Genomic DNA, 19,626 nt, shown 5'->3' with positions numbered 1-19,626 from the left:
CCTCCTTAATCAAACGTCCGCAGGATGTTGAAATTGCAGTCGCAGGCCGCCGGAATCCGACCGGCCTCCCGAATAATACGGATGATATTATCTTCCGAAAGCGCCGTGGGACTGGTGGCCCCGGCATCATGGAGAATCGTTTCCTTGTGCACCGTGCCGTCAATATCGTTGGCCCCAAAGCCCAGCGCCACCTGCGCCACGGGCACCGTGAGCATGACCCAGTAGGCCTTGATGTTCGTGAAATTATCGAGCATCAGGCGGGAAATCGCCATGGTACGCAAATCATCCCAGACGCTGGTCTGCTTGATGCTTTCCCCAAGCTCTGTATTCTTCGGCAGGAACGGGAAGCAGATAAAGGTCTGGAAACCGCCGGTTTCGTCCTGCAAATCCCGCAGGCGCAGCAGATGGTCCACACGTTCCTCCAAGGTTTCAATATGGCCATAGAGCATGCTGGCATTGGACTTGATGCCCAGCTTGTGAGCCGTCCTTGCCACTTCGAGCCACTCTTCCGCCGTAGCCTTGTTGGGGCAGAGTTCATCCCGCACCCGGTCGGAGAGGATTTCTGCACCACCGCCCGCAATGGCCTGCAGGCCACCTTCGTCGCGCAGGCGAATCAGCACTTCTTCCACAGACAAGCCGGAAATTTCCGCAAAGTGGGTGATTTCCACGCCGGTAAAGCCCTTCATATAAAGCTGTGGATAGGCTTCATGGATGGCTTTGACAATTCCCAGATAATGCTCGAAAGTCCAAGTAGGATGCAGCCCGCTGACCACATGGAGCCCGGCAAGGTTCGGGTCCTGCATGGCATCTGCCACCAAAGCCAGAGCCTGCTCCTTTGTCATTTCATAGGCGCCCTTTTCGTTGCAGTCCCGGCCAAAAGCGCAGAACTTGCAATGGGATGTACAGATATTGGTCAGATTTACGTGACAGTTTACGTTATAGTAGACGATATCCCCGCATTTCCGCTTCCGTACCATGTCCGCCATAGCCCCCAGCCAGGCCAGGTCGTGACAATGGAACAGGCGCAGGCCGTCCTCACGGGTGAGCCGCTCTCCCCGCTGAATTTTTTCCTCTATATCCTTATATTCTTCTGCCGCTAACATTTCCGTCCTCCAAAAATAAAACATACCTTCTAATTATAACACTAAAAACCATGCCTTGCAGGGCAAAAAATCACCCGAAAAAGTTGACAATGAAAAATTTTTAATGGAAATTTAATCCCCTTCTTCTTGTATTTTAATGTTCGCCTTCTATAATGACCAATGTAGTCAGGAGTTAACAAAACTTAGTTTGACAGCAAAGGAGAGATACAAGATGCTTAACACCAAGAATGTTAAAATGACTGCTATCGCCCTTGTCGGAGTTATGAGCCTGGGGATTGGCGGACTTACGGTAAGCGCTGCAGAAGCAAGTCCCTTTCATCATGGACAAAACTACGAAGTACAGGAACTTGCACACAGACACCACAACGAACACCCCAAGAAATATTCCGAGGGTGAGCGCAACACCGCCGCTATTTTGGGCGCAGTAGTTGGTGCCGTTATTGCCAAGAACACCTGATTGGCATCCCCGTAGCTAATTCTTCCCCACGAAGGATTACACATACATTCGATTCCTAAATTCTCTAATTCTCTACTAAAAAGGACATGCCCCCACAGCATGTCCTTTTTGGTATGCAATTTTATAAGTATTCCTCAAACCGCTCCATATCCAGCACTTTGACGCATTTGCCATCCAGCGCGATAATTCCCTCTCTCTGCATGGCGGATAGTTCCCGTGACAGGGAAGGTCTTGTCACCGCCAGATAGGCAGCCATAAATTCGCGGCTGCCAGTAAGTTCCAATTCCCGCTTGCCCTGCAATTCAATGAACAGGAAACGGATGATTTTCTCCCGCAAGCTGCCGCTGGCCAGCACCTTTATCTTATTGTGCATGAAGTAGGCCTTGCGGGCAAAGATGCGCATGAGGTTGCGCTGGATTTTCAGCGCACTGCGGCTGAGCTTGCCGCCTGCTTCCAAGGTGAATAAGTCACTGGATATTTCCAGCAAGCGTACAGGCGTGACGGTTTCCACATACATATCGTAGGGCTGCTTCAACACCTCGTAGACTTCCCCGAACATATCCCCCGGCTCGTTGATTTCCGACAGGAAGATACGCCGTCCAGAGAAGGTATCCTTGAGGATATGCACCTCACCCGCCAACAGGATATAAAGGGATTTGGGCATATCGCCCTCGTGAAAGACAATCTGTCCCTTGGGATATTCCCGCAGATGCACCTGAGCAGAAGCCAACAGTTCCGCCACTTCTTCATCACTCATGCCCGCTGCCAAAGAAGATTTTTTCAGCACCGGAATCAGTTGTTCCCTGTCCCCGCTCATATCTTACTCCTGCACCAGAATCTTTTCGATTTCGACGATGTACATGGTATGATAGTCATTCTGATACCAGCGTTCATCTGCGGCCTTGTCGATAAAACATTCCTGCTTGAGTTCCTGCGCATAGAGCTTGCGGCAGAGCATGGTCACACGGGCCTCATCAAAGTAGGTACGTCCATTGTCATGTTTGACGGTCAGCCCGCTCTTGGCGATTTTATCCTCGTCCCGGCCAGATACTGTACCGAAGTAATTCATCATCTTACGGCGGTCCTCACCGAATACGGACAAGGTCAGCCCTTCTGCCTTATCCACAAATTCCTTCGTATAGCGGGACGGGCGAATGAAGATATAAGCCACTGGCTTACCCCACATAATACCCATGCCGCCCCAGGAAGCCGTCATGGCATTGCTCTTGCCCTCTGCTTCTCCTGCAATCAGCAGCCAGTCCTTGCCAATTACCTTAAATACGCTCTCATTAAAATCATCGGGTTTGATTTCTTTTATTGCCATTATAAACACCTTTCCTTTTTCACATTTATCCACAGGAAATTATACCATGGATGCAGAAAATCCACAAAACCTCGGAGTTATCCACAGAATTGCCGTGGATATCCCCAGGATTTTGTGGATAACTTGCATTTATTTTCCCTATATGCTTATTTCTGGTCTTTGAGCGCATCGTCAAGCGTATGCCATGCCAACACGGCACATTTTACCCGTGCGGGCATATGGGCCACGTTTTTGAGCGCCAGGGCTTCGTCGAGTTCTTCGAGTTCATCCTCATCCACCAGTTCGCCTTTAATCATGGAGATGAATTTATTGGCAAGGCGGCGGGCATCTTCAACACGCTTGCCGCGGATAAGCTCGGCCATGATATCGGTGCTGGCCTGGGAAATGGCGCAGCCCACGCCGGTAAAGGCAGCTTCTTTTACAACGCCGCCTTCCACCTGCAGTTCAATGGTGATTTCATCACCACAGCTGGGGTTCTTGCCCTTCATCTGACAGGTGGCACAGGAAAGTTTATGCTTATGGTCGGGGTTGCGGCTATGTTCTCCTAAAACTTCCGTATACACATCATCAAGCGCCATAACCAAGTACACCTCTTACTTTCTTTAACGATTCAATCCAGCGGTCAATGTCTTCCCGCGTGTTATACAGGTAGAAGCTGGCCCGGCAGGTCGCATTCTGCCCGAGATAACGGTGCAAAGGCTGAGCGCAGTGATGGCCCGCCCGCACGGCTACGCCGTCATTGTCGAGAATGGAGGCCACATCATGCGGGTGCACATCCTTGACATTGAAGGCGATAATGCCCGTCTTGTTGTCCTGCGTCGTGTCACAGCCGTATAGCTCAATAAACGGCAGTTCCCTGAGCTTAGGCAGGGCATAGTTCAGTAAATCCGCCTCGATGGCCTCAATGCGGTCAAAGCCAATTTTTTCGAGATAATCAATCGCCGCGACCAGACCTGCCGCGCCGCCGACGTTCTGCGTACCAGCCTCAAATTTGGCGGGCACTTCAGCCCAGGTGGAGTCCTGTTCTTCCACATACTCAATCATATCGCCGCCGCGCAGGAAGGGTTCCATCGCATCGAGCAGCGCATATTTGCCATAGAGCACACCAATGCCCATCGGCGAGAGCATCTTATGGCCAGAGAAAGCGAAGAAATCGCAATCCAAATCGGACACATCGACAGCCATATGGGCTACACTCTGCGAGCCGTCCACCACGCAGATGGCACCGACACTATGGGCTTTTTTGACAATGGCTTTGACGTCATTTTTGAGGCCCAACACATTAGACACCTGTGTTACAGCGACGATTTTCGTGCGTTCCGTAATCTTTGTTTCAATATCTTCTGCAGACAAGTTGCCGTCTTTTTCGAGATAAATGTATTTAAGCGTTGCGCCCTTGGCCTTGGCCACCATCTGCCAGGGCACGCAGTTGCTGTGATGTTCAGAAATCGAAATCACGATTTCATCCCCGGCGTTGACATTGTGCAGGCCATAGCTGTAAGCGACAAGATTCAGCGCTTCCGTAGCGTTTTTCGTAAAGATGATTTCCTGCGGGCGCTTGGCTTTGATAAATTCTGCCGTGCGTTTCCGCGCACCCTCGTAAATATCCGTGGCCTTGATGGACAAGGCATAGGCACCGCGATGCGGGTTGGCATTGCAGCCGCCATAATAGCCGCAAATGGCCTGAATCATCTGTTCCGGCTTTTGGGTGGTCGCACCATTGTCGAGATAGGCCACCTTGCGTCCATTGATATTATGATTCAATAAGGGAAAATCCTTCAAAAACTCCTGTGCATCAGCCATTAGAAAGCCTCCTTTGCAGGTAAGCGTCAATTTCTGCCTTTAATTCCTCGTTATCAATGCGGTCAAGCACCGGCTGGAAGTTTGCTTCCACCACGAGTTTCTGTGCTTCGGCCAAATCGAGGCCACGGCTCATCAGGTAAAAGAGCTTTTCTTCGTCCATCTTGCCGATACTTACCGCATGATGGCCGTCCACATCGTCTTCATGGGACAGCATGATGGGCACGCTGCGGTTCTGTACATGGTCTGATAGAACCATAACTTCCTCGTCCTCACGGCCCACAGAGCCTTTAGAACCTTCGAGGAAATCCAGCGTGCCACGGAAGGTCTTTTCCGCACCCCCCAGCAACGCACCGCGCAACTGCATATTGGCATCCGTGCGCTTGCCCTGCTGACGGATGATGTAGTTGAGGTCAATCTTGCGCCCGCCGTCACCGAAGTACAGGCCCCAGACATCGGCAAAGCTGTCGTCACCGGCCATGTCCACAGTAAGTTCTGCCGCCGTATGTTTGGCACCAGCTTCCACCGTCGTATAGTTAAACCTGGCGCCCTTGCCCATATAGACTTTAATGCGGCTCGTGGAGGCTTCGTTCTCGTCCACCAGCTGGGCATAAATCAAATTCAGTTCCCCGCCATCAGCGATATGGGCCTGTACTTCCAATGCGCCGCCCTCGCGTCTGTCGAGCACAATGCTCTTGCTTTCGCCGGCTTCCACGAGAATCTCTTCCGTCTGAACATTTTCGCTAAGTCCTGCCGGAACGGGAACTTCATTGACCTTCAGCCACCGCCAGGTACGCATGGGAATGGCGGAAAAAATTTCTTCATTTAACATTGTCTTTTCCTCCTTAATCCCTTAACCCATAGTACCTTCAAGCTCGATGTTGACGAGATTGTTCATTTCGAGTGCATATTCGAGCGGCAGTTCCTTGGCAATCGGCTCCACAAAGCCACGTACAATCATGGCGCGGGCTTCTTCTTCGTCAATGCCGCGGCTGGTCAGATAGAAGATGGCTTCATCACTGATGCGGCCAATCTTGGCTTCATGCCCAATATCCGCTTCGTCCCCTTCAATATCCATAACCGGCAATGTATCGCTGCGGGAGAAATTATCGAGCATCAGGGATTCGCAGTTGACCGAGCACTTGGCATACGGCGCGTTCTTCGTCACCTTTACCGCACTGCGGTAGGTGGCCTTGCCGCCCGCCTTGGAAATCGTGCGGGTGTTGATGTTCGCCGAAGTATGCGGTGCCGCATGGATGACGCTGGCGCCCGTGTCGAGGTTCTGCCCCTTGGAAGCAAAGGTCACACCCGTAAACTCACAGCGGGCATTTTCCCCGTGCAGCACACTGCAGGGGTAGAGGCAGGAAATATGGGAACCAAAGGAACCGGACACCCATTCGATAATGCCGTCCTTTTCCACCAAAGCCCGCTTGGTGTTGAGGTTCATCATATTGCGCGACCAGTTTTCAATCGTGGAATAGCGCAGGCGTGCGCCTTCCTTGACGAAAAGTTCCACACAGCCGGCATGGAGGTTGGTCACGTTATGTTTCGGTGCCGAGCAGCCTTCGATAAAGTGCAGGCTGGCATTTTTCTCTACAATGATGAGTGTATGCTCAAACTGGCCGGCGCCGGCAGCATTCAAACGGAAATAACTCTGCAGGGGCATTTCCACATGGACGCCCTCCGGCACATAGACGAAGGAGCCGCCAGACCAAACAGCGCCATGCAGGGCCGCAAATTTATGGTCTTTGGGCGGCACGAGGGTCATGAAGTATTCCTTGACGATATCCCCATGCTCCACAAGCGCCGTTTCCATATCGGTGTAGATGACGCCCTGCTTGACCATGTCTTCCTGAATGGAGTGGTAAACCACTTCCGAGTCATACTGGGCACCAACGCCGCCCAGAGAAGTCTTTTCCGCTTCGGGAATGCCGAGCCGGTCGAACGTATCCTTGATATCCTCCGGCACTTCGTCCCAGCTGCCGGTCATCTTGGCATCGGGCTGCACATAGGTCACGATATCGTCCATATGGAGTTCTTCGAGGGACGGGCCCCAGGTGGGCAGTTCCAGCGAATTATAAACTTCGAGGGATTTTAAGCGGAACTCAGTCATCCATTCCGGGTCATGCTTGCGCTTGGAGATATCCCGCACGATTTCCGGCGTCAGGCCGCTATGGGATTTGTAGACCGAATGGTCTTCGTTTTTGATGTCGTAGAGGGTGCGCTCGATATCCTCTACATAGGTTTTCTTCTTCTCAGCCATCGCGCTCAACCTTCCTGTTCTTCACGGATATGGGCAAAACCGCGGCTGTTGATGTCCTCAATAAGTTCCGGGCCGCCTTCTTCCACAATCTGGCCGTTCATCAGAACATGAACCTTATCCACCTTGAGATGTTCGAGAATGCGCGTGTTATGAGTGATAATCAGGCAGGAATTTTCCTCGTTATGGAACTTGGCCACACCTTCGGACACAATCTGCACGGCATCGACATCGAGGCCGGAATCCGTTTCATCGAGCAGCGCCAATTTCGGATTGAGCATCAGAAGCTGCAGGATTTCCGTACGCTTCTTCTCGCCGCCGGAGAAACCGACATTGAGATAGCGCTGAGCATATTCCGGGTCCATCTTGAGTTCCTGCATGGTGGCCTTGAGTTCCTTGCGGAAGGGCAGAAGTTTTACCTTTTCCCCCGTGATGGCCTGCTTAGCCGTACGGAGCATATTCTCTACGGTAATGCCGGGGATTTCCTCCGGTGTCTGGAAGGACAGGAACAGGCCTTTGCGGCTGCGCTCGAAGGTTTTCATCTCCGTCATGTCCTCGCCTTCAAATGTCATGGAACCGCCCGTCACCGTGTACTTGGGATGGCCCATGATGATGTTCATCAGTGTAGACTTGCCGGAACCATTCGGCCCTAATATAACATGCACTTCCCCCTTGCCTACGGACAGGGAAAGGCCCTTCAGGATTTCCTTATCCTCTACACCGGCATGGAGGTCCTTGATTTCCAAAAGCTGCTCTGCCATTACTAAACTCTCCTTCTAAAACAACAGTGGGAACACTGTAAAAACTTCGTTTATTTAATCCTTAGTAAAATTGTCAGGATTGATTCTTATTTTAGGATGTCGCAAAAGAAAAGTCAATAGATTTCACCAGCTCTCATAAATATTGTATATAATTGAGAGTTATTATCACAAGGAGGAATTTACCAGCCAATCACGAATAGAAACTGTATGAATAGTCTCGCATAATTCACCAGGGAGGTGGGTTTCCCATGCGTTTTCTGATACGGATATTATTACTGCTGATGCTGGGCCTGACATATTTCCCCGCCAGCGGTTTTAGCGCGGAATTTTTGCGCCCGGCTCTGCGGATAGGCTTCACGGATACCGAAGGCTGCATCTGGCAGGACAAGCGGCTGCTCTATCAAGGCACGGCCTACGAATTCATCGAGGCACTGTCCACTTATCTGAACCGACGCACTGCCTATACAAGCGGTACAATGGAAGAAAATCTCCTGCGGCTGAAATCAGGCAGCATTGATATGATTATCCTGCCCGATGGCCCAATGACCAACCGAAGTACTGAACCCATCCCCGTAAATTTACCCGCTGGCACTATTTCTGTGCCTTTGGGAGAATCCCTAGGCTGGCTGTTACTGGATGAAAACCGGGCTGAAATGGCGCCTCAGATTTCTGCTGCCGTGAAGACCATCGCCGAGGTCAACCCCTTCTTCCGCCACGACCTGCTGGAAAAATACCATTCCACAGGCCTCAAACTGAATCTCACCCCCGAAGAACAGGCCTATCTCACCACGCATCCCGTTATCCGCACCATGATTTCCCCCCGGCAGGCCCCCTATGCCTATTGGGAAAACGGCGAACCACGCGGGGTTATTGCGGATGTCATCAAGCGGGTGGAATCCGACCTGAATATCAAGCTGGAAGTCATCCCCGAAGAAAGCCAGCAAACCATGATGGAACACCTCACCAACGGGGATATCGACATGGTGATGGATTTTTACACCGACTACAACTGGGCCAAAGCCCATAACGCCGATTTGACCTTTCCCTATCTGACGCTTAATTATGTCTCCGTCATGCGCAAGGACAGACCGCTGCCGGCAGCACCGGTGGTGGCCTGCGCACGAACCCATTTCTACACGCACCAGTTCATCGAAAGGATGTTCCCAGCAGAACAGCTGCGCTACTATGTTGACGTATCCGACTGCATGGCCGCGGTGAACCGAGGCGAAGCCGACATAACCTTCGTCAAATCCATCACCGCCCAAAGCGATATTTTCCAAGGAAATTACTACAACCTCTACACCAACGGCAATGTGATGTTCTCCCATCAGGTTTCCATGGCGATACGGGATACGGCAGACCCTATTCTTATCCGCATTCTCAACAAGGAAGTCACCCATATCAATCCGCGGGACATTACCAGCATCATCAACCGTGAAGTTTATCAGGTGCAGGCCCAGGACACCCTGCAATCCATTATCTACCGCAATCCCTTCCTGACGCTGGGATTTGCGGTAGGGATTCTGCTTCTAATCATCATCGGCCTGCTCATCTTCCTGCGGCTGCGGCACAATTACACCCAGGAACTCTGGCAGCAGGCCAATCTGGTAAATTCTGTAGGCATGTACAATATCCACTGGTTCACCAATGAACTTCCCAATGCCATTGCCTATTACAACGAAGCCCGAAAAAAAGGCGAGCTTTTTGTCCTGATAATCTCAGCCCAGCGCATGGCCTTCCTCAAGGAAGTTTACGGTTCCAAGCTCTTTGCTGAATCCGTCAAAGCCAGCATGCAAACCGTAACCCGCAAGCTGCCCTGGATTCTGCGCTATGGCCTGTCCGCGGAAATCACCCATGTCTATATGCTCTGCCGGAAACCTACCGGCCTGACGCTGCGGCAAGCGGCAGAACAAGTGGAGAAGAATGCCCGCACCGTCGTAATCAACGGCATTCCCACCAGTTTCACCTACTATATCGGCCTCTGCCCGGTGCCCCGCCAAGAAGATATCGATGCCAGCCTGCTCATGGACAACGCCATGATGGCCCGCAACGAAATCATAGGAACGAACCAGACCATTGGTATCTTCAATTCCGTCATGCATGACGAACTTCTCCATCACCAGCAGATAGAACTCTATATGGAAAAAGGCCTGGCCGAAGGCGAATTCCAGATTCACCTGCAGGCGAAGTATGACCTCGCCACCCGCGAAATCTGTGGTGCCGAAGCCCTGATACGCTGGCAGAGTCCGGAACTGGGCTTTTTGATGCCCAACCACTTCATCAATCTCTTTGAGCGCAACGGCTTTGTGCTCAAGCTGGATTACTTTGTGCTCGAAGAAGTCTGCAAGATACTTTCCGAGCGGCTCAAGAACAAACTGCCCGTGGTGCCTATCTCGGTCAATCAGTCAGGCCTTCATATCTCCGAACGGGGCTACCTGTCCAGCATGCAGACCATTGCCGACCGCTATAAATTGCCCCGCAAGCTTGTGGAACTGGAGCTTACGGAAACCTCCTTCATTGACTTTACCACCAAGAAAGAAAATGAAAGCGCCCTGCAGATTACCCGGCGTCTCAAGAGCATGGGTTTTTCCCTGTCCATGGATGACTTCTGCACGGGCTACTCCTCCATTGCCATGCTGCGGAACCTGCCCATGGATATCATGAAGATTGACCGCAGTATGCTGCTCTCCGCTGAAAACAGCGAGCGCAGCCTGACCATATTGAAGCAGGTCATCCAGATGGGCCGCAGCCTCAACATGCGGGTATTGGTGGAAGGCATCGAAACCGACGCACAGGAACGCCTGCTGAAAGCTACCGGCTGCCATGTAGGCCAGGGATACCTGTTCGCTCACCCCATTCCTATGGAACAATTCTTTGCCCAACTGGATAAAAACGCAAAAAAATAAAATAAGTTATTGATTTTCATTCTCATTTGTGCTATATTATATTCAGGCTTTCGTTAAAGCTCTCCTAAAATATAATACACAGCAAAGAACCGGACGTACTGCTCATGCGTCCGGTTCTTTGTGTCTATTTGGAATCCTTGCAGGATTTTTCCAGTTTATCACTAATATACAATATGATAGCGAACAATTTTTTACGGAGGTATTCTTATGCAATCCTTTAACTTCAAAGTTCCCACCGAAATCGTCTTTGGCCGCGGCGCCGAAAATAAGGCTGCCGAAAAACTCACCGCCTATAATGCCCATCGGGTATTCATTGTCTACGGCGGTGGCAGCGTGGTCAAAAGCGGCCTGCTGAACAGAATTGAAAAATCCCTGCAGGCGGCCGGCCTGTTTACCCAGTCCAAGGGCGGTGTTCAGCCCAATCCCCGGCTGAGCTGGGTGCGGGAAGCCGTCAAGGAAGCCATTGCCTTCAAAGCTGATTTCATTCTGGCAGTCGGCGGCGGCAGTGTTATTGACTCCGCCAAAGCCACCGCCCATGGCACCGCCAATCCGGAAATCGACGTCTGGAGTTTCTGGAATGGCAGCGTAAAACTGGAAAAGAGCCTGCCTGTAGGTGCGGTGCTGACCCTGTCCGCGGCTGGCAGCGAGACAAGTGACTCAGCGGTTATCACCAACGAGGAAACGGGCAAAAAAGCCGGACTCAACACACCGTTCAATCGTCCTGCGCTGGCCTTTATGAATCCGGAACTCACTTATACCATTCCGAAAAAACAGCTTATCTGCGGCACTTCCGATATTCTCATGCATACATTGGAACGCTACTTCACAAGCGTCAAGGAGGAAAACACCCTGACCGACCGGATTGCCGAAGCCCTGATGATTACAGTCATCGAAGCCACCCGCCGGGCCATCAAGGACCAGACCGACTACGATGCCATGAGCGAAATCATGTATGCAGGCACCATCTCCCATTGCGGACTTACGGAACTGGGACGCTGCAAGGACTTTGCCTGCCATAAGCTAGGCCATGAACTGTCCGGGCGCTTTGACGTAACCCACGGGGCCAGCCTGACCGCCGTCTGGGGGGCCTGGGCCCATTACGTCTACCGGGATGACATTCCCCGCTTTGCCAAATTCGCCGAAAGAGTCTGGGGCATAACCGATGGTACGGAGGAAGAACGGGCCAAAGCAGGCATTGATAAGACCGTGGCTTACTTCAAGGAAATCGATATGCCCACCAACTTCACCGAGCTGGGCATCGGTGTGCAAGGTGAGGATGTGCTGGAAGCTTTGGCCGATTCCTGCACCGCTGGCGGCACTAAAGTGGTGGCAAACTTCCATCCCATCGACAAGCAGACAGCTATCGAAATTTACCGCTTAGCCAATAAATAAGCGTCAAATAAAACCCTTTACTTTTTTTATGACCTGGTATAAAATTTATCTTGTATGAGCTAGTCAACATAGTTTATAGAAAAGAAAGAGGGAATATCATGTTTGTACATGAACTCATTTTGCAAGGCAAACCTGACGCCATGGCCATCGTAGACCATAAGCGCCGCTTCACTTATAAAGAATTACAGACCGCAGTGACCAACTTCCGCAACCGGCTCTATGCCGTCGGTGTCCGCGAAGGGGACCGCGTGGGTATCTTCTCCCGCAACAGCGCAGATTTCGTCTTTGCCTACATGGCAACGGCTTCTCTGGGCGCTATTTCCGTGCCCATCAACTTCCAGCTCAGCAACCGCGAAATCGCCTACATCATCAAGGATTCCGGCATCCGCACCATGCTGACCTACCAGCCGTTGAACCTCGTGGATGCGCTGGCCGCTCTGCGCTGTGACCTCAAGGTTACCCAGTACGACATCAAGACCATGAGCAAGGCCGACCCCAAAATCGGTGAAGCTCCGGCTCTGCGGGCTGACTTTGACGAGCATAAGCCCTGTGCCACCATCTACACCTCCGGCACCACGGGCAACCCCAAGGGAGCTGTGCTGTCCCATCGTAACCTCGTAGCCAACTGCGAACAGATGCGGGACAACGGCATGGGCTGTAAGGCCGAACACAACGTACTTTGCGTACTGCCCATGTACCATGCGTTCGGCTGGACCTGCTCCGTGCTCTATTCTTTCTTCAGCGGTGCCGAAGTGGTCATTCTCGACTCCTTCACCCCGAAGGAAACCATTGGCGTTATCCGCGAGGAAAAAGTCACCGACCTCTACATCGTGCCGTCCATCTGCAGCCTGCTCACGAAACTGGCCACCACTGAGGACATGGCCTCCCTGCGTCTGGTCGTCAGCGGCGGCACGACGCTGCCCCTGCAGATTCAGCAGGATTTCATCAAGAAATTCGGCGTGGATATCTGCGAAGGTTACGGCCTGTCCGAAACCAGCCCGGTTGTCACCATGAACCCGCCGGAGAAACCGATTGTCGGCTCCTGCGGCAAGATTGTGCCGGGTATTCAGTGGAAGCTGATTGACGCCGAAGGCAAAGAAGTTCCGCAGGGCGAAGCCGGCGAACTCATCGTCAAGGGCGAAAACATCATGCTCGGTTACTGGAACCTGCCGGATGTGACCCAAGACGCCATGCGCGGCGGCTGGTTCCACACCGGCGACGTGGCCCGCTGTGACGAAGAAGGCTATATCTACATCGTGGACCGCATCAAGGACATGATTATCAGCATGGGCGAAAACATCTACCCGCGCGAAGTCGAAGAACTCGTTTACCAGTTCCCCGGCATCTTCGAAGCCGCCGTTATCGGTATCGAGGACAAACTGCGCGGCCAGGCCGGTGCCTGCTTCTACAGCACCCATGACGGTCAGGACATCAACGTGCGGGAACTCAAGAAATTCCTGCAGGCCAACCTCGCGCTCTACAAGATTCCGCGCGAATTCCACCTCATGGAAAAACTGCCCCGCACCTCCACAGGCAAAATCGCCAAACGCATGATTCTCGACGAGTTCCGCAAGAGCAAAAATAAATAAGCAGCATTACCAAAAGAGATTGCTTTATCCCCTATGTAATGCTATAATAAAAGCACGAATTAAACACTATGAGCTTCGACTTTAAAAGACGAGAAAACCCCGAGGATGGCAGTCCTCGGGGTTTTTGTACATCATCTGCATCTTAATGATTCAACCAGTAGTTAAACATAGCTACCAGCATTCCCACCACTAACGGCATCAGTACATGCACTATGAGCTTCTCCTTCAAAAGAGTCACCTCCTTTCGCAAGGAGATGGTAATATTTTAACACAGCATAGAATGAAAGGCCAGCTATCGCACCTAGGGAAGTCAAGTGCATAGCACTAAGCCCGCGAGACTGGTGATATTTTTCCGCAGCTTTTGACAAGCCTGTCTATGGCGAAGGAAAAATATTACCAGTCTCACGGGCGCCTTAGTACATAGATGTAAACCTTGCCCCTTTACCAAACACCGCATTAGTGCTAAAATATGACTCATGGCAAAAGATGACATCATTGCTGTGAGTCATACTTTTATGAACAGGATTAATCTTAGCATATAAAGGAAACTGCCCGGATTGTCAGAAACCGGGACGGCTTTAGGGGTATATGCTCTATTAAGGTTATTTTCCGTACAATCAGTAAACACCAAGGCTGTGAAAGCATCTTTGCCGTTCTTTTCGAGAACGCATTGCTTTACAGCCTTTTTCTTTTGCCTAAAAAAATTCAACTTTATGAGGAGGTTTTTTTGTGCAAAAAATCATCAAAAAAATTGTAGACAATCTGGCACTGCTCGTGGTTGCCATTGGTATTCTGGGCGCATGGCGGCCGGAAACGCTGACCTGGGTCGGGCCTTATGTTTCGTGGATGCTGGGCGTTGTCATGTTCGGCATGGGCATGACGCTGAAAGTCGAGGACTTTAAGCGTGTCCTTCAGCATCCCAAGGAGGTCGCTATCGGCGTAGGCGCTCAGTTCATCATTATGCCGCTTGTCGCACTGGCCTTGGTCAAAGTCTTTGCCCTGCCGCCGGAACTGGCCATCGGCGTTATCCTCGTGGGCACCTGCCCCGGTGGTACGGCCTCCAATGTCATTGCCTATCTGGCCAAGGGTGATGTGGCACTCTCCGTATCCATGACCATGACCACCACGCTTTTGGCGCCCATCGTAACGCCGGCGCTGACCTATTTCCTCGCCGGCGCCTGGATTGATATTTCCTTCACGGCCATGATGATTTCCATTGCCCAGATGGTACTGGCTCCGGTAATCCTCGGCCTGTTGGTACATCACTTTATGGCTGACACGACGAAAAAAATCATGCCTGCCATGCCTTTAGTTTCGGTAGTCTGCATTGTTCTGCTGGTCGGCTGTGTGGTGGCGCTCTCCGCCAGCAAGCTGGCAACCGTTGGTCTTACCATGGCTGCTATCGTGATTCTGCACAACGCCTTTGGTTTGGCGCTAGGCTTTACCGCTGCCAAACTTTTGCATATGGATGCCCGCAAGGCTCGTACAGTCGCTATCGAAGTTGGCATGCAGAACTCCGGCATGGCCGCCAGTCTTGCCGTCATGTACTTTAACCCCGCCGCCGCTCTGCCCGGCGCCATCTTCAGCGTCTGGCATAATGTTTCCGGCTCCCTTGTGGCCAACTTCTGCGTGCGCCAGGACAACCGCGAGGCACAGGAAGAACCCGCCCCCGCTTACAACAACTAAGGAGAATTCGCTATGAAAATTTTGACAACCATCCAAGACATAAAAAAATACGCCGCTGACTGCAAAGCTCAGGGCAAAACCATCGGCCTTGTCCCCACCATGGGCGCTCTGCATGAAGGCCATCTGACGCTGATGCGCGCGGCCCGTGAAAAATGCGATATCGTCATCGCTTCGGTCTTTGTCAATCCCACGCAGTTCGGCCCCAACGAGGACTATGACGCCTACCCGCGTCAGTTTACCGCCGACTGCGAGAAACTCGAAAGCGTAAATGTCGATGCCGTCTTTCATCCGGAACCCTCCGAAATGTATCCGGAAGGCTACTGCACCTATGTTAACGTGGATGGAGATATCACCCATAAACTCTGCGGCGCCCAGCGCCCCGGCCATTTCCGCGGCGTGGCTACGGTTGTCACCAAACTTATCAACCTCGCCCGTGCAGACGAAGCCTTCTTCGGCCAAAAGGATGCCCAGCAGGTAACAGTTATCCGTCGCTTCGTGGAGGACCTCAACATCAACGTGCACATCAACATGGTGCCCATCGCCCGCGAAGAGTCCGGCCTTGCCCGCAGTTCCCGCAACACCTATCTGTCCGCTGAGGAAAAAGAAGCAGCCCTCGTCCTCTCCCGCAGCCTGAAGGAAGCAAAAACGGCCTTTGCCCAGGGCGAAACCAAAGTAGCGGCGCTGGAAAATATCGTCAAAGACGAAATCAGCAAGGAACCCATGGCGTCCATTGACTATGTAAAAGCCTACGCTTACCCGTCCCTTAAACCGCTGACCGAAGTCAACGAGGACACCCTGCTGGCCATCGCCGTAAAAATCGGCAAAACCCGCCTGATTGATAACGTAATTCTCTCCGCTTAACGAAAGGATACCCCAAAATGCTCTTAAATATGCTCAAAGGAAAAATTCACTGCGCTACCGTTACCGAGGCCAACCTTGCCTACATGGGCAGCATCACCATTGATGAAGAACTCATGGAAAAAGCCGGCATCCTGCCCAATGAACGCGTGCAGGTCGTAGACAACAACAACGGCGCCAGACTCGAAACCTATACCATTCCCGGCCCCAGAGGCTCCGGTGTCATCTGCCTAAACGGTGCCGCCGCCCGCCTCGCCCAGCCGGGCGATATCGTCATCATCATGGCCTACGCCCTGTTCACCGAAGAAGAAGGCCGGGCACATAAACCAAAGGTTGTCATGGTTGATGCGCAGAACCACGTAAAAGAAATCCGCGAAGTCGAATATCACGGACAGACGAATTAACAAATTATTGATTTTTCCACTGTACACTGCTATAATAACAGTAACAGAGGACATAGAATTAGAAAATCCCCCTGCGATGGCGGTCGCAGGGGGATTTTTGCACGCCAAGCCGCGCTTAATGGTTCAACCAGTACTTGAATAATTCAAGCAGTATTCCCACTGCCAGCGGGCAGAGCACACATAGAATGAACTCCTTAGAGGACATAGAATTTCACCTCCTCTCACGAGAAGATATTTACATTATAAACCATTCCTGACATCAAAAAAAGTCAGCTATTCACGTTTATTTTTTGCCCGAGCACGGCAGGAATTTGCCCTTCCCTTCCGAATATACTATACTGTAGGATAACAGAAATGACAAAGGAAGGTAAGGCAATGGTTACGATAAAGCAAATCGCCGAGCTCTGCGGAGTGTCGCGGGGCACAGTGGACAGAGTCCTCAACAAACGCGGCAACGTGAAGCCGGAAAAAGAAAAACTCATTGTGGAAATGGCCAAGAAGCTCAACTACCGTCCCAATCCCGCGGGCAAGGCTCTGGCCGCCCGCAAAAAACACCCCGTGGTCGGCGTGCTGATTGCCTCTGAAGGCGTTCACTTCTTTGACGATATGCTCACCACCATGCACCATGCCGCTGAACGCTTTTCCTCTTACGGCATGGAGGTCATCTGGCGCAGCATGAAGGGCTTTGATGCCGCCGAACAGTGCCGCATTATCGACGAGCTCAAGGACAAAATCAGCGGCCTTATCATTAACCCGGTCAATGACCAGCAGGTAATTGATAAGATAAATGAATGTGTAGACAATGGCATGTTTGTGGTAACCATCAACAATGATGTGGAATCCAGCCGCCGCCATTGCTATGTGGGCAGTGACTATTTGCAGGGCGGCCGCACCGCGGGAGCTCTGCTCAAAATGATTTGCCCCACCACGCTGAAAGCCGGTGTGCTCTTAGGCTCACTCAACATGCTGGGCCACAATCAGCGTCTGGAGGGCTTTCAGGAAGTCATGCACAACCATCCCGATTTCACCCTGCTGGGTGTAGCAGAAACCGCCGATGATGACCTGCAGGCCTACGAAGCCGCCCGCAGTCTGATTGCCGACAATCCGGAAATCAACGCCATCTTCGTGGTATCCTCCGGCGGCTACGGCGCAGCCCGTGCCATTCAGGCGGTGGGACGCGAAGACATCACCATCGTGGCCTTCGATACCATTCCCAGTACCATCGACATGATGAAAAAGGGACTCATCAAAGCCGCCCTCTACCAGCACCCGCATCAGCAGGGCCGCCGGGCCATGCAGCTGATGTTCGACTATCTGGTAAACGGCAGCCTGCCGGAAAAAAACGCCTACATCATGCGCAACGAAATCCGCATTTTGGAAAATGTGGCTGACTAAAAAGCCTATTGTCAAATCCTCCTCATTCATAGTATGCTTACCTGAGGAGGATTGATTTTATGGAATTTTTAGACCTTGGTACAACAGGTTTTCTGATATTTTTCGGCTTTATGGCCGCTTTTATTGATTCGGTAGTTGGCGGCGGCGGGCTGATTTCCGTGCCCGCCCTGCTTTGGACAGGACTGCCTCCGGTGATGGCTCTGGGCACCAACAAATGCGCCGCGGTCATGGGCTCTATGACCAGTTTCATCACCTTCGTGCGCTCGGGAAAAGTGGATGTCTGGCTTATGAAGCGCCTCTTTCCCCTGTCCTTTATCGGCTCGGCTTTAGGCGTATTCGCCGTCCAGCTGCTGCCTTCATCCATCCTGCGCCCGTTGATTGTCGTAATGCTTATCGCCGTGCTCCTCTACAGCATTTTCAAAAAGGACTGGGGCAAAGAGAATAAATACACCGGCCTGTCCACGAAAATGCTGCTGATGGCCGGCTTTGTCGCCTTTTCTCTGGGCTTCTACGACGGCTTCTTCGGCCCCGGTGCCGGTTCCTTCATGCTCTTTGGCCTGCTGATGGTAGGCTTTGATTTCTTAGGCGCCGCCGCCAACGCCCGTACGCTTAACTTTGCCAGCAACCTCTCCGCCGTATTTTTCTTCGGCTATCTGGGCTGTATCGACTTTTCCCATGCCATCCCCATGGGCCTTGCCATGATTGCCGGAGCCTACTGCGGAGCCAGCATGGCCCTCAAGAAGGGCGTCGGCTATGTAAGGCCGCTGTTCATCATTATGACCACAGTGCTGATTGGCAAACTCGTCTACGACTTGTTTTTCTGATGAAATAACTGCATAAATAACAAGGCACCCTTGAAGCATTGCCACAGGGTGCCTTTTCGTTATTCACTTAATCATCATCCAAGTGCCCGCCGTAATCAATACTGCTCCGACAGCAGATTTCATGGTGAATTCTTCATGCAGGAACAGAATGGCCAGAATCAGCGTCAGCACGACACTCAATTTATCCACGGCCACCACGGCAGATGTTTCACCCATCTGCAGGGCTTTGAAATAGCAGAGCCAGGATGCCCCTGTGGCAAAGCCCGATAGCACCAGAAAAATCCAGCACTTGCGGCTGATATCTGCAATACCGCTTTGGGCATTGGTCAGAAATACCATGCCCCAAGCCAATGCCAATACCACCACGGTACGAATGGCCGTAGCCAGATGGGAATTCACGCCTTCAATGCCGACCTTGGCAAGTATTGCCGTCAACGCAGCAAACACAGCCGATAACAACGCCAACAATAACCACATAGCTGTTCCTCCTCTGCAAACTATAATTTTATCTACCATTTATTTTAGCATAGCCAAAATTCCTTAGATAGAGACATGGTTCCCTTGACAAGCCGCAAAAAAATTTCTAACACTTTCGCCCTCTCAGGGATATAAAGAACAGAAAAATTGTCAGCTGTCGATTAAGATAGACATCACAGGGAAGGAATGAGTATCATGGCCATCGAAAATGCAAAAAAACTTTTGGAATTGCTGCAGGAATACGAGGATGTCCCCACCATCGTCGGTGATGTTTGGGATAATCATGAAGATGATAATAGCGATGCCGCTAAAATCCTGGCCATTGCCGATGAACTGGACCTCTCATTTGCCGCAGGGGATTACCTGATGTAATCCGCCCAAAACGAAAAT

The 19,626-nt window shown here is 51.7% G+C and carries 20 protein-coding genes; 10 read left to right on the top strand and 10 right to left on the bottom strand.

Features of this window, described 5'->3' with window-relative positions; translation table 11 throughout:
- Positions 1-5 precede the first annotated feature (5 nt).
- Positions 6-1,103 carry an aminofutalosine synthase MqnE gene (gene mqnE / locus P157_RS0102970; RefSeq protein ID WP_026759710.1) on the bottom strand — a complete coding sequence of 366 codons (1,098 nt, stop codon included), beginning with the start codon at positions 1,101-1,103 and terminating at the stop codon, positions 6-8.
- 211 nt (positions 1,104-1,314) lie between these two features.
- On the opposite strand from mqnE, the gene P157_RS0102965 reads away from it, so the two are divergent.
- Positions 1,315-1,560 carry a hypothetical protein gene (locus P157_RS0102965; protein WP_026759709.1) on the top strand — a complete coding sequence of 82 codons (246 nt, stop codon included), beginning with the start codon at positions 1,315-1,317 and terminating at the stop codon, positions 1,558-1,560.
- A gap of 121 nt (positions 1,561-1,681) precedes the next feature.
- Here P157_RS0102965 and P157_RS0102960 read toward each other — a convergent pair whose 3' ends face one another.
- The 7 genes from P157_RS0102960 to sufC form a co-directional block, all read right to left on the bottom strand.
- Positions 1,682-2,377, bottom strand: coding sequence for a Crp/Fnr family transcriptional regulator (locus P157_RS0102960; RefSeq protein WP_026759708.1), 696 nt, complete (start codon positions 2,375-2,377; stop codon positions 1,682-1,684).
- Between the two features lie 3 nt (positions 2,378-2,380).
- Positions 2,381-2,884: a flavin reductase family protein gene (locus tag P157_RS0102955; protein WP_026759707.1), complete on the bottom strand. Its 504-nt coding sequence runs from the start codon at positions 2,882-2,884 to the stop codon at positions 2,381-2,383.
- 146 nt (positions 2,885-3,030) lie between these two features.
- Positions 3,031-3,462 carry a Fe-S cluster assembly sulfur transfer protein SufU gene (gene sufU, locus P157_RS0102950; protein WP_026759706.1) on the bottom strand — a complete coding sequence of 144 codons (432 nt, stop codon included), beginning with the start codon at positions 3,460-3,462 and terminating at the stop codon, positions 3,031-3,033.
- On the bottom strand, positions 3,452-4,687 hold the full coding sequence (locus P157_RS0102945) for a cysteine desulfurase (RefSeq protein WP_026759705.1): 1,236 nt from the start codon (positions 4,685-4,687) through the stop codon (positions 3,452-3,454). The genes sufU and P157_RS0102945 overlap by 11 nt, the downstream gene beginning before the upstream one ends.
- Complete coding sequence (locus tag P157_RS0102940) at positions 4,680-5,516, bottom strand: SufB/SufD family protein (RefSeq protein ID WP_026759704.1); 837 nt, start codon at positions 5,514-5,516, stop codon at positions 4,680-4,682. The genes P157_RS0102945 and P157_RS0102940 overlap by 8 nt, the downstream gene beginning before the upstream one ends.
- 21 nt (positions 5,517-5,537) lie before the next feature.
- A complete protein-coding gene (gene sufB / locus P157_RS0102935; RefSeq protein ID WP_026759703.1) occupies positions 5,538-6,947 on the bottom strand; it encodes a Fe-S cluster assembly protein SufB in 1,410 nt (469 codons plus the stop codon).
- 5 nt (positions 6,948-6,952) lie between these two features.
- Positions 6,953-7,705, bottom strand: a complete 753-nt coding sequence (gene sufC / locus P157_RS0102930; RefSeq protein ID WP_026759702.1) for a Fe-S cluster assembly ATPase SufC — start codon at positions 7,703-7,705, stop codon at positions 6,953-6,955.
- 248 nt (positions 7,706-7,953) lie between these two features.
- On the opposite strand from sufC, the gene P157_RS0102925 reads away from it, so the two are divergent.
- The 3 genes from P157_RS0102925 to P157_RS0102915 all read left to right on the top strand — a co-directional run bounded on the left by P157_RS0102925 (position 7,954) and on the right by P157_RS0102915 (position 13,592).
- Positions 7,954-10,611, top strand: coding sequence for an EAL domain-containing protein (locus P157_RS0102925; protein WP_026759701.1), 2,658 nt, complete (start codon positions 7,954-7,956; stop codon positions 10,609-10,611).
- Between the two features lie 207 nt (positions 10,612-10,818).
- Positions 10,819-12,003 carry an iron-containing alcohol dehydrogenase gene (locus P157_RS0102920; RefSeq protein ID WP_026759700.1) on the top strand — a complete coding sequence of 395 codons (1,185 nt, stop codon included), beginning with the start codon at positions 10,819-10,821 and terminating at the stop codon, positions 12,001-12,003.
- 98 nt (positions 12,004-12,101) lie between these two features.
- The gene (locus tag P157_RS0102915) at positions 12,102-13,592 is read left to right on the top strand and encodes a class I adenylate-forming enzyme family protein (RefSeq protein WP_026759699.1); all 1,491 of its coding nucleotides are present in this window, start codon (positions 12,102-12,104) and stop codon (positions 13,590-13,592) included.
- A 142-nt stretch (positions 13,593-13,734) separates the two neighbouring features.
- Here the strand turns inward: P157_RS0102915 and P157_RS15840 are convergent, their stop codons facing one another.
- Entirely contained in the window at positions 13,735-13,803 is a 69-nt protein-coding gene (locus P157_RS15840; RefSeq protein WP_419185406.1) for a type I toxin-antitoxin system Fst family toxin, read from the bottom strand.
- Between the two features lie 518 nt (positions 13,804-14,321).
- On the opposite strand from P157_RS15840, the gene P157_RS0102905 reads away from it, so the two are divergent.
- From P157_RS0102905 to P157_RS0102880, 5 genes are all read left to right on the top strand, one after another.
- Positions 14,322-15,278, top strand: a complete 957-nt coding sequence (locus P157_RS0102905) for a bile acid:sodium symporter family protein (protein WP_026759698.1) — start codon at positions 14,322-14,324, stop codon at positions 15,276-15,278.
- A gap of 12 nt (positions 15,279-15,290) precedes the next feature.
- Positions 15,291-16,139: a pantoate--beta-alanine ligase gene (panC, locus tag P157_RS0102900; RefSeq protein ID WP_026759697.1), complete on the top strand. Its 849-nt coding sequence runs from the start codon at positions 15,291-15,293 to the stop codon at positions 16,137-16,139.
- Positions 16,140-16,156: 17 nt separating this feature from the next.
- Entirely contained in the window at positions 16,157-16,540 is a 384-nt protein-coding gene (panD, locus tag P157_RS0102895; protein ID WP_026759696.1) for an aspartate 1-decarboxylase, read from the top strand.
- Positions 16,541-16,915: 375 nt separating this feature from the next.
- Positions 16,916-17,935, top strand: a complete 1,020-nt coding sequence (locus P157_RS0102885; protein WP_026759695.1) for a LacI family DNA-binding transcriptional regulator — start codon at positions 16,916-16,918, stop codon at positions 17,933-17,935.
- 59 nt (positions 17,936-17,994) lie between these two features.
- Positions 17,995-18,759 carry a TSUP family transporter gene (locus P157_RS0102880; RefSeq protein WP_026759694.1) on the top strand — a complete coding sequence of 255 codons (765 nt, stop codon included), beginning with the start codon at positions 17,995-17,997 and terminating at the stop codon, positions 18,757-18,759.
- A gap of 63 nt (positions 18,760-18,822) precedes the next feature.
- Here P157_RS0102880 and P157_RS0102875 read toward each other — a convergent pair whose 3' ends face one another.
- The gene (locus tag P157_RS0102875) at positions 18,823-19,236 is read right to left on the bottom strand and encodes an EamA family transporter (RefSeq protein ID WP_026759693.1); all 414 of its coding nucleotides are present in this window, start codon (positions 19,234-19,236) and stop codon (positions 18,823-18,825) included.
- 195 nt (positions 19,237-19,431) lie between these two features.
- Between P157_RS0102875 and P157_RS15430 the strand changes: the two genes are divergently transcribed.
- Positions 19,432-19,608, top strand: a complete 177-nt coding sequence (locus tag P157_RS15430; RefSeq protein ID WP_155266689.1) for a hypothetical protein — start codon at positions 19,432-19,434, stop codon at positions 19,606-19,608.
- The last annotated feature ends 18 nt before the right edge of the window (positions 19,609-19,626 follow it).

Source organism: Selenomonas ruminantium AC2024, from assembly GCF_000687995.1.
Lineage (GTDB): Bacteria > Bacillota > Negativicutes > Selenomonadales > Selenomonadaceae > Selenomonas_A > Selenomonas_A ruminantium_B.
This window is presented reverse-complemented; position numbering and strand designations above follow the sequence as displayed.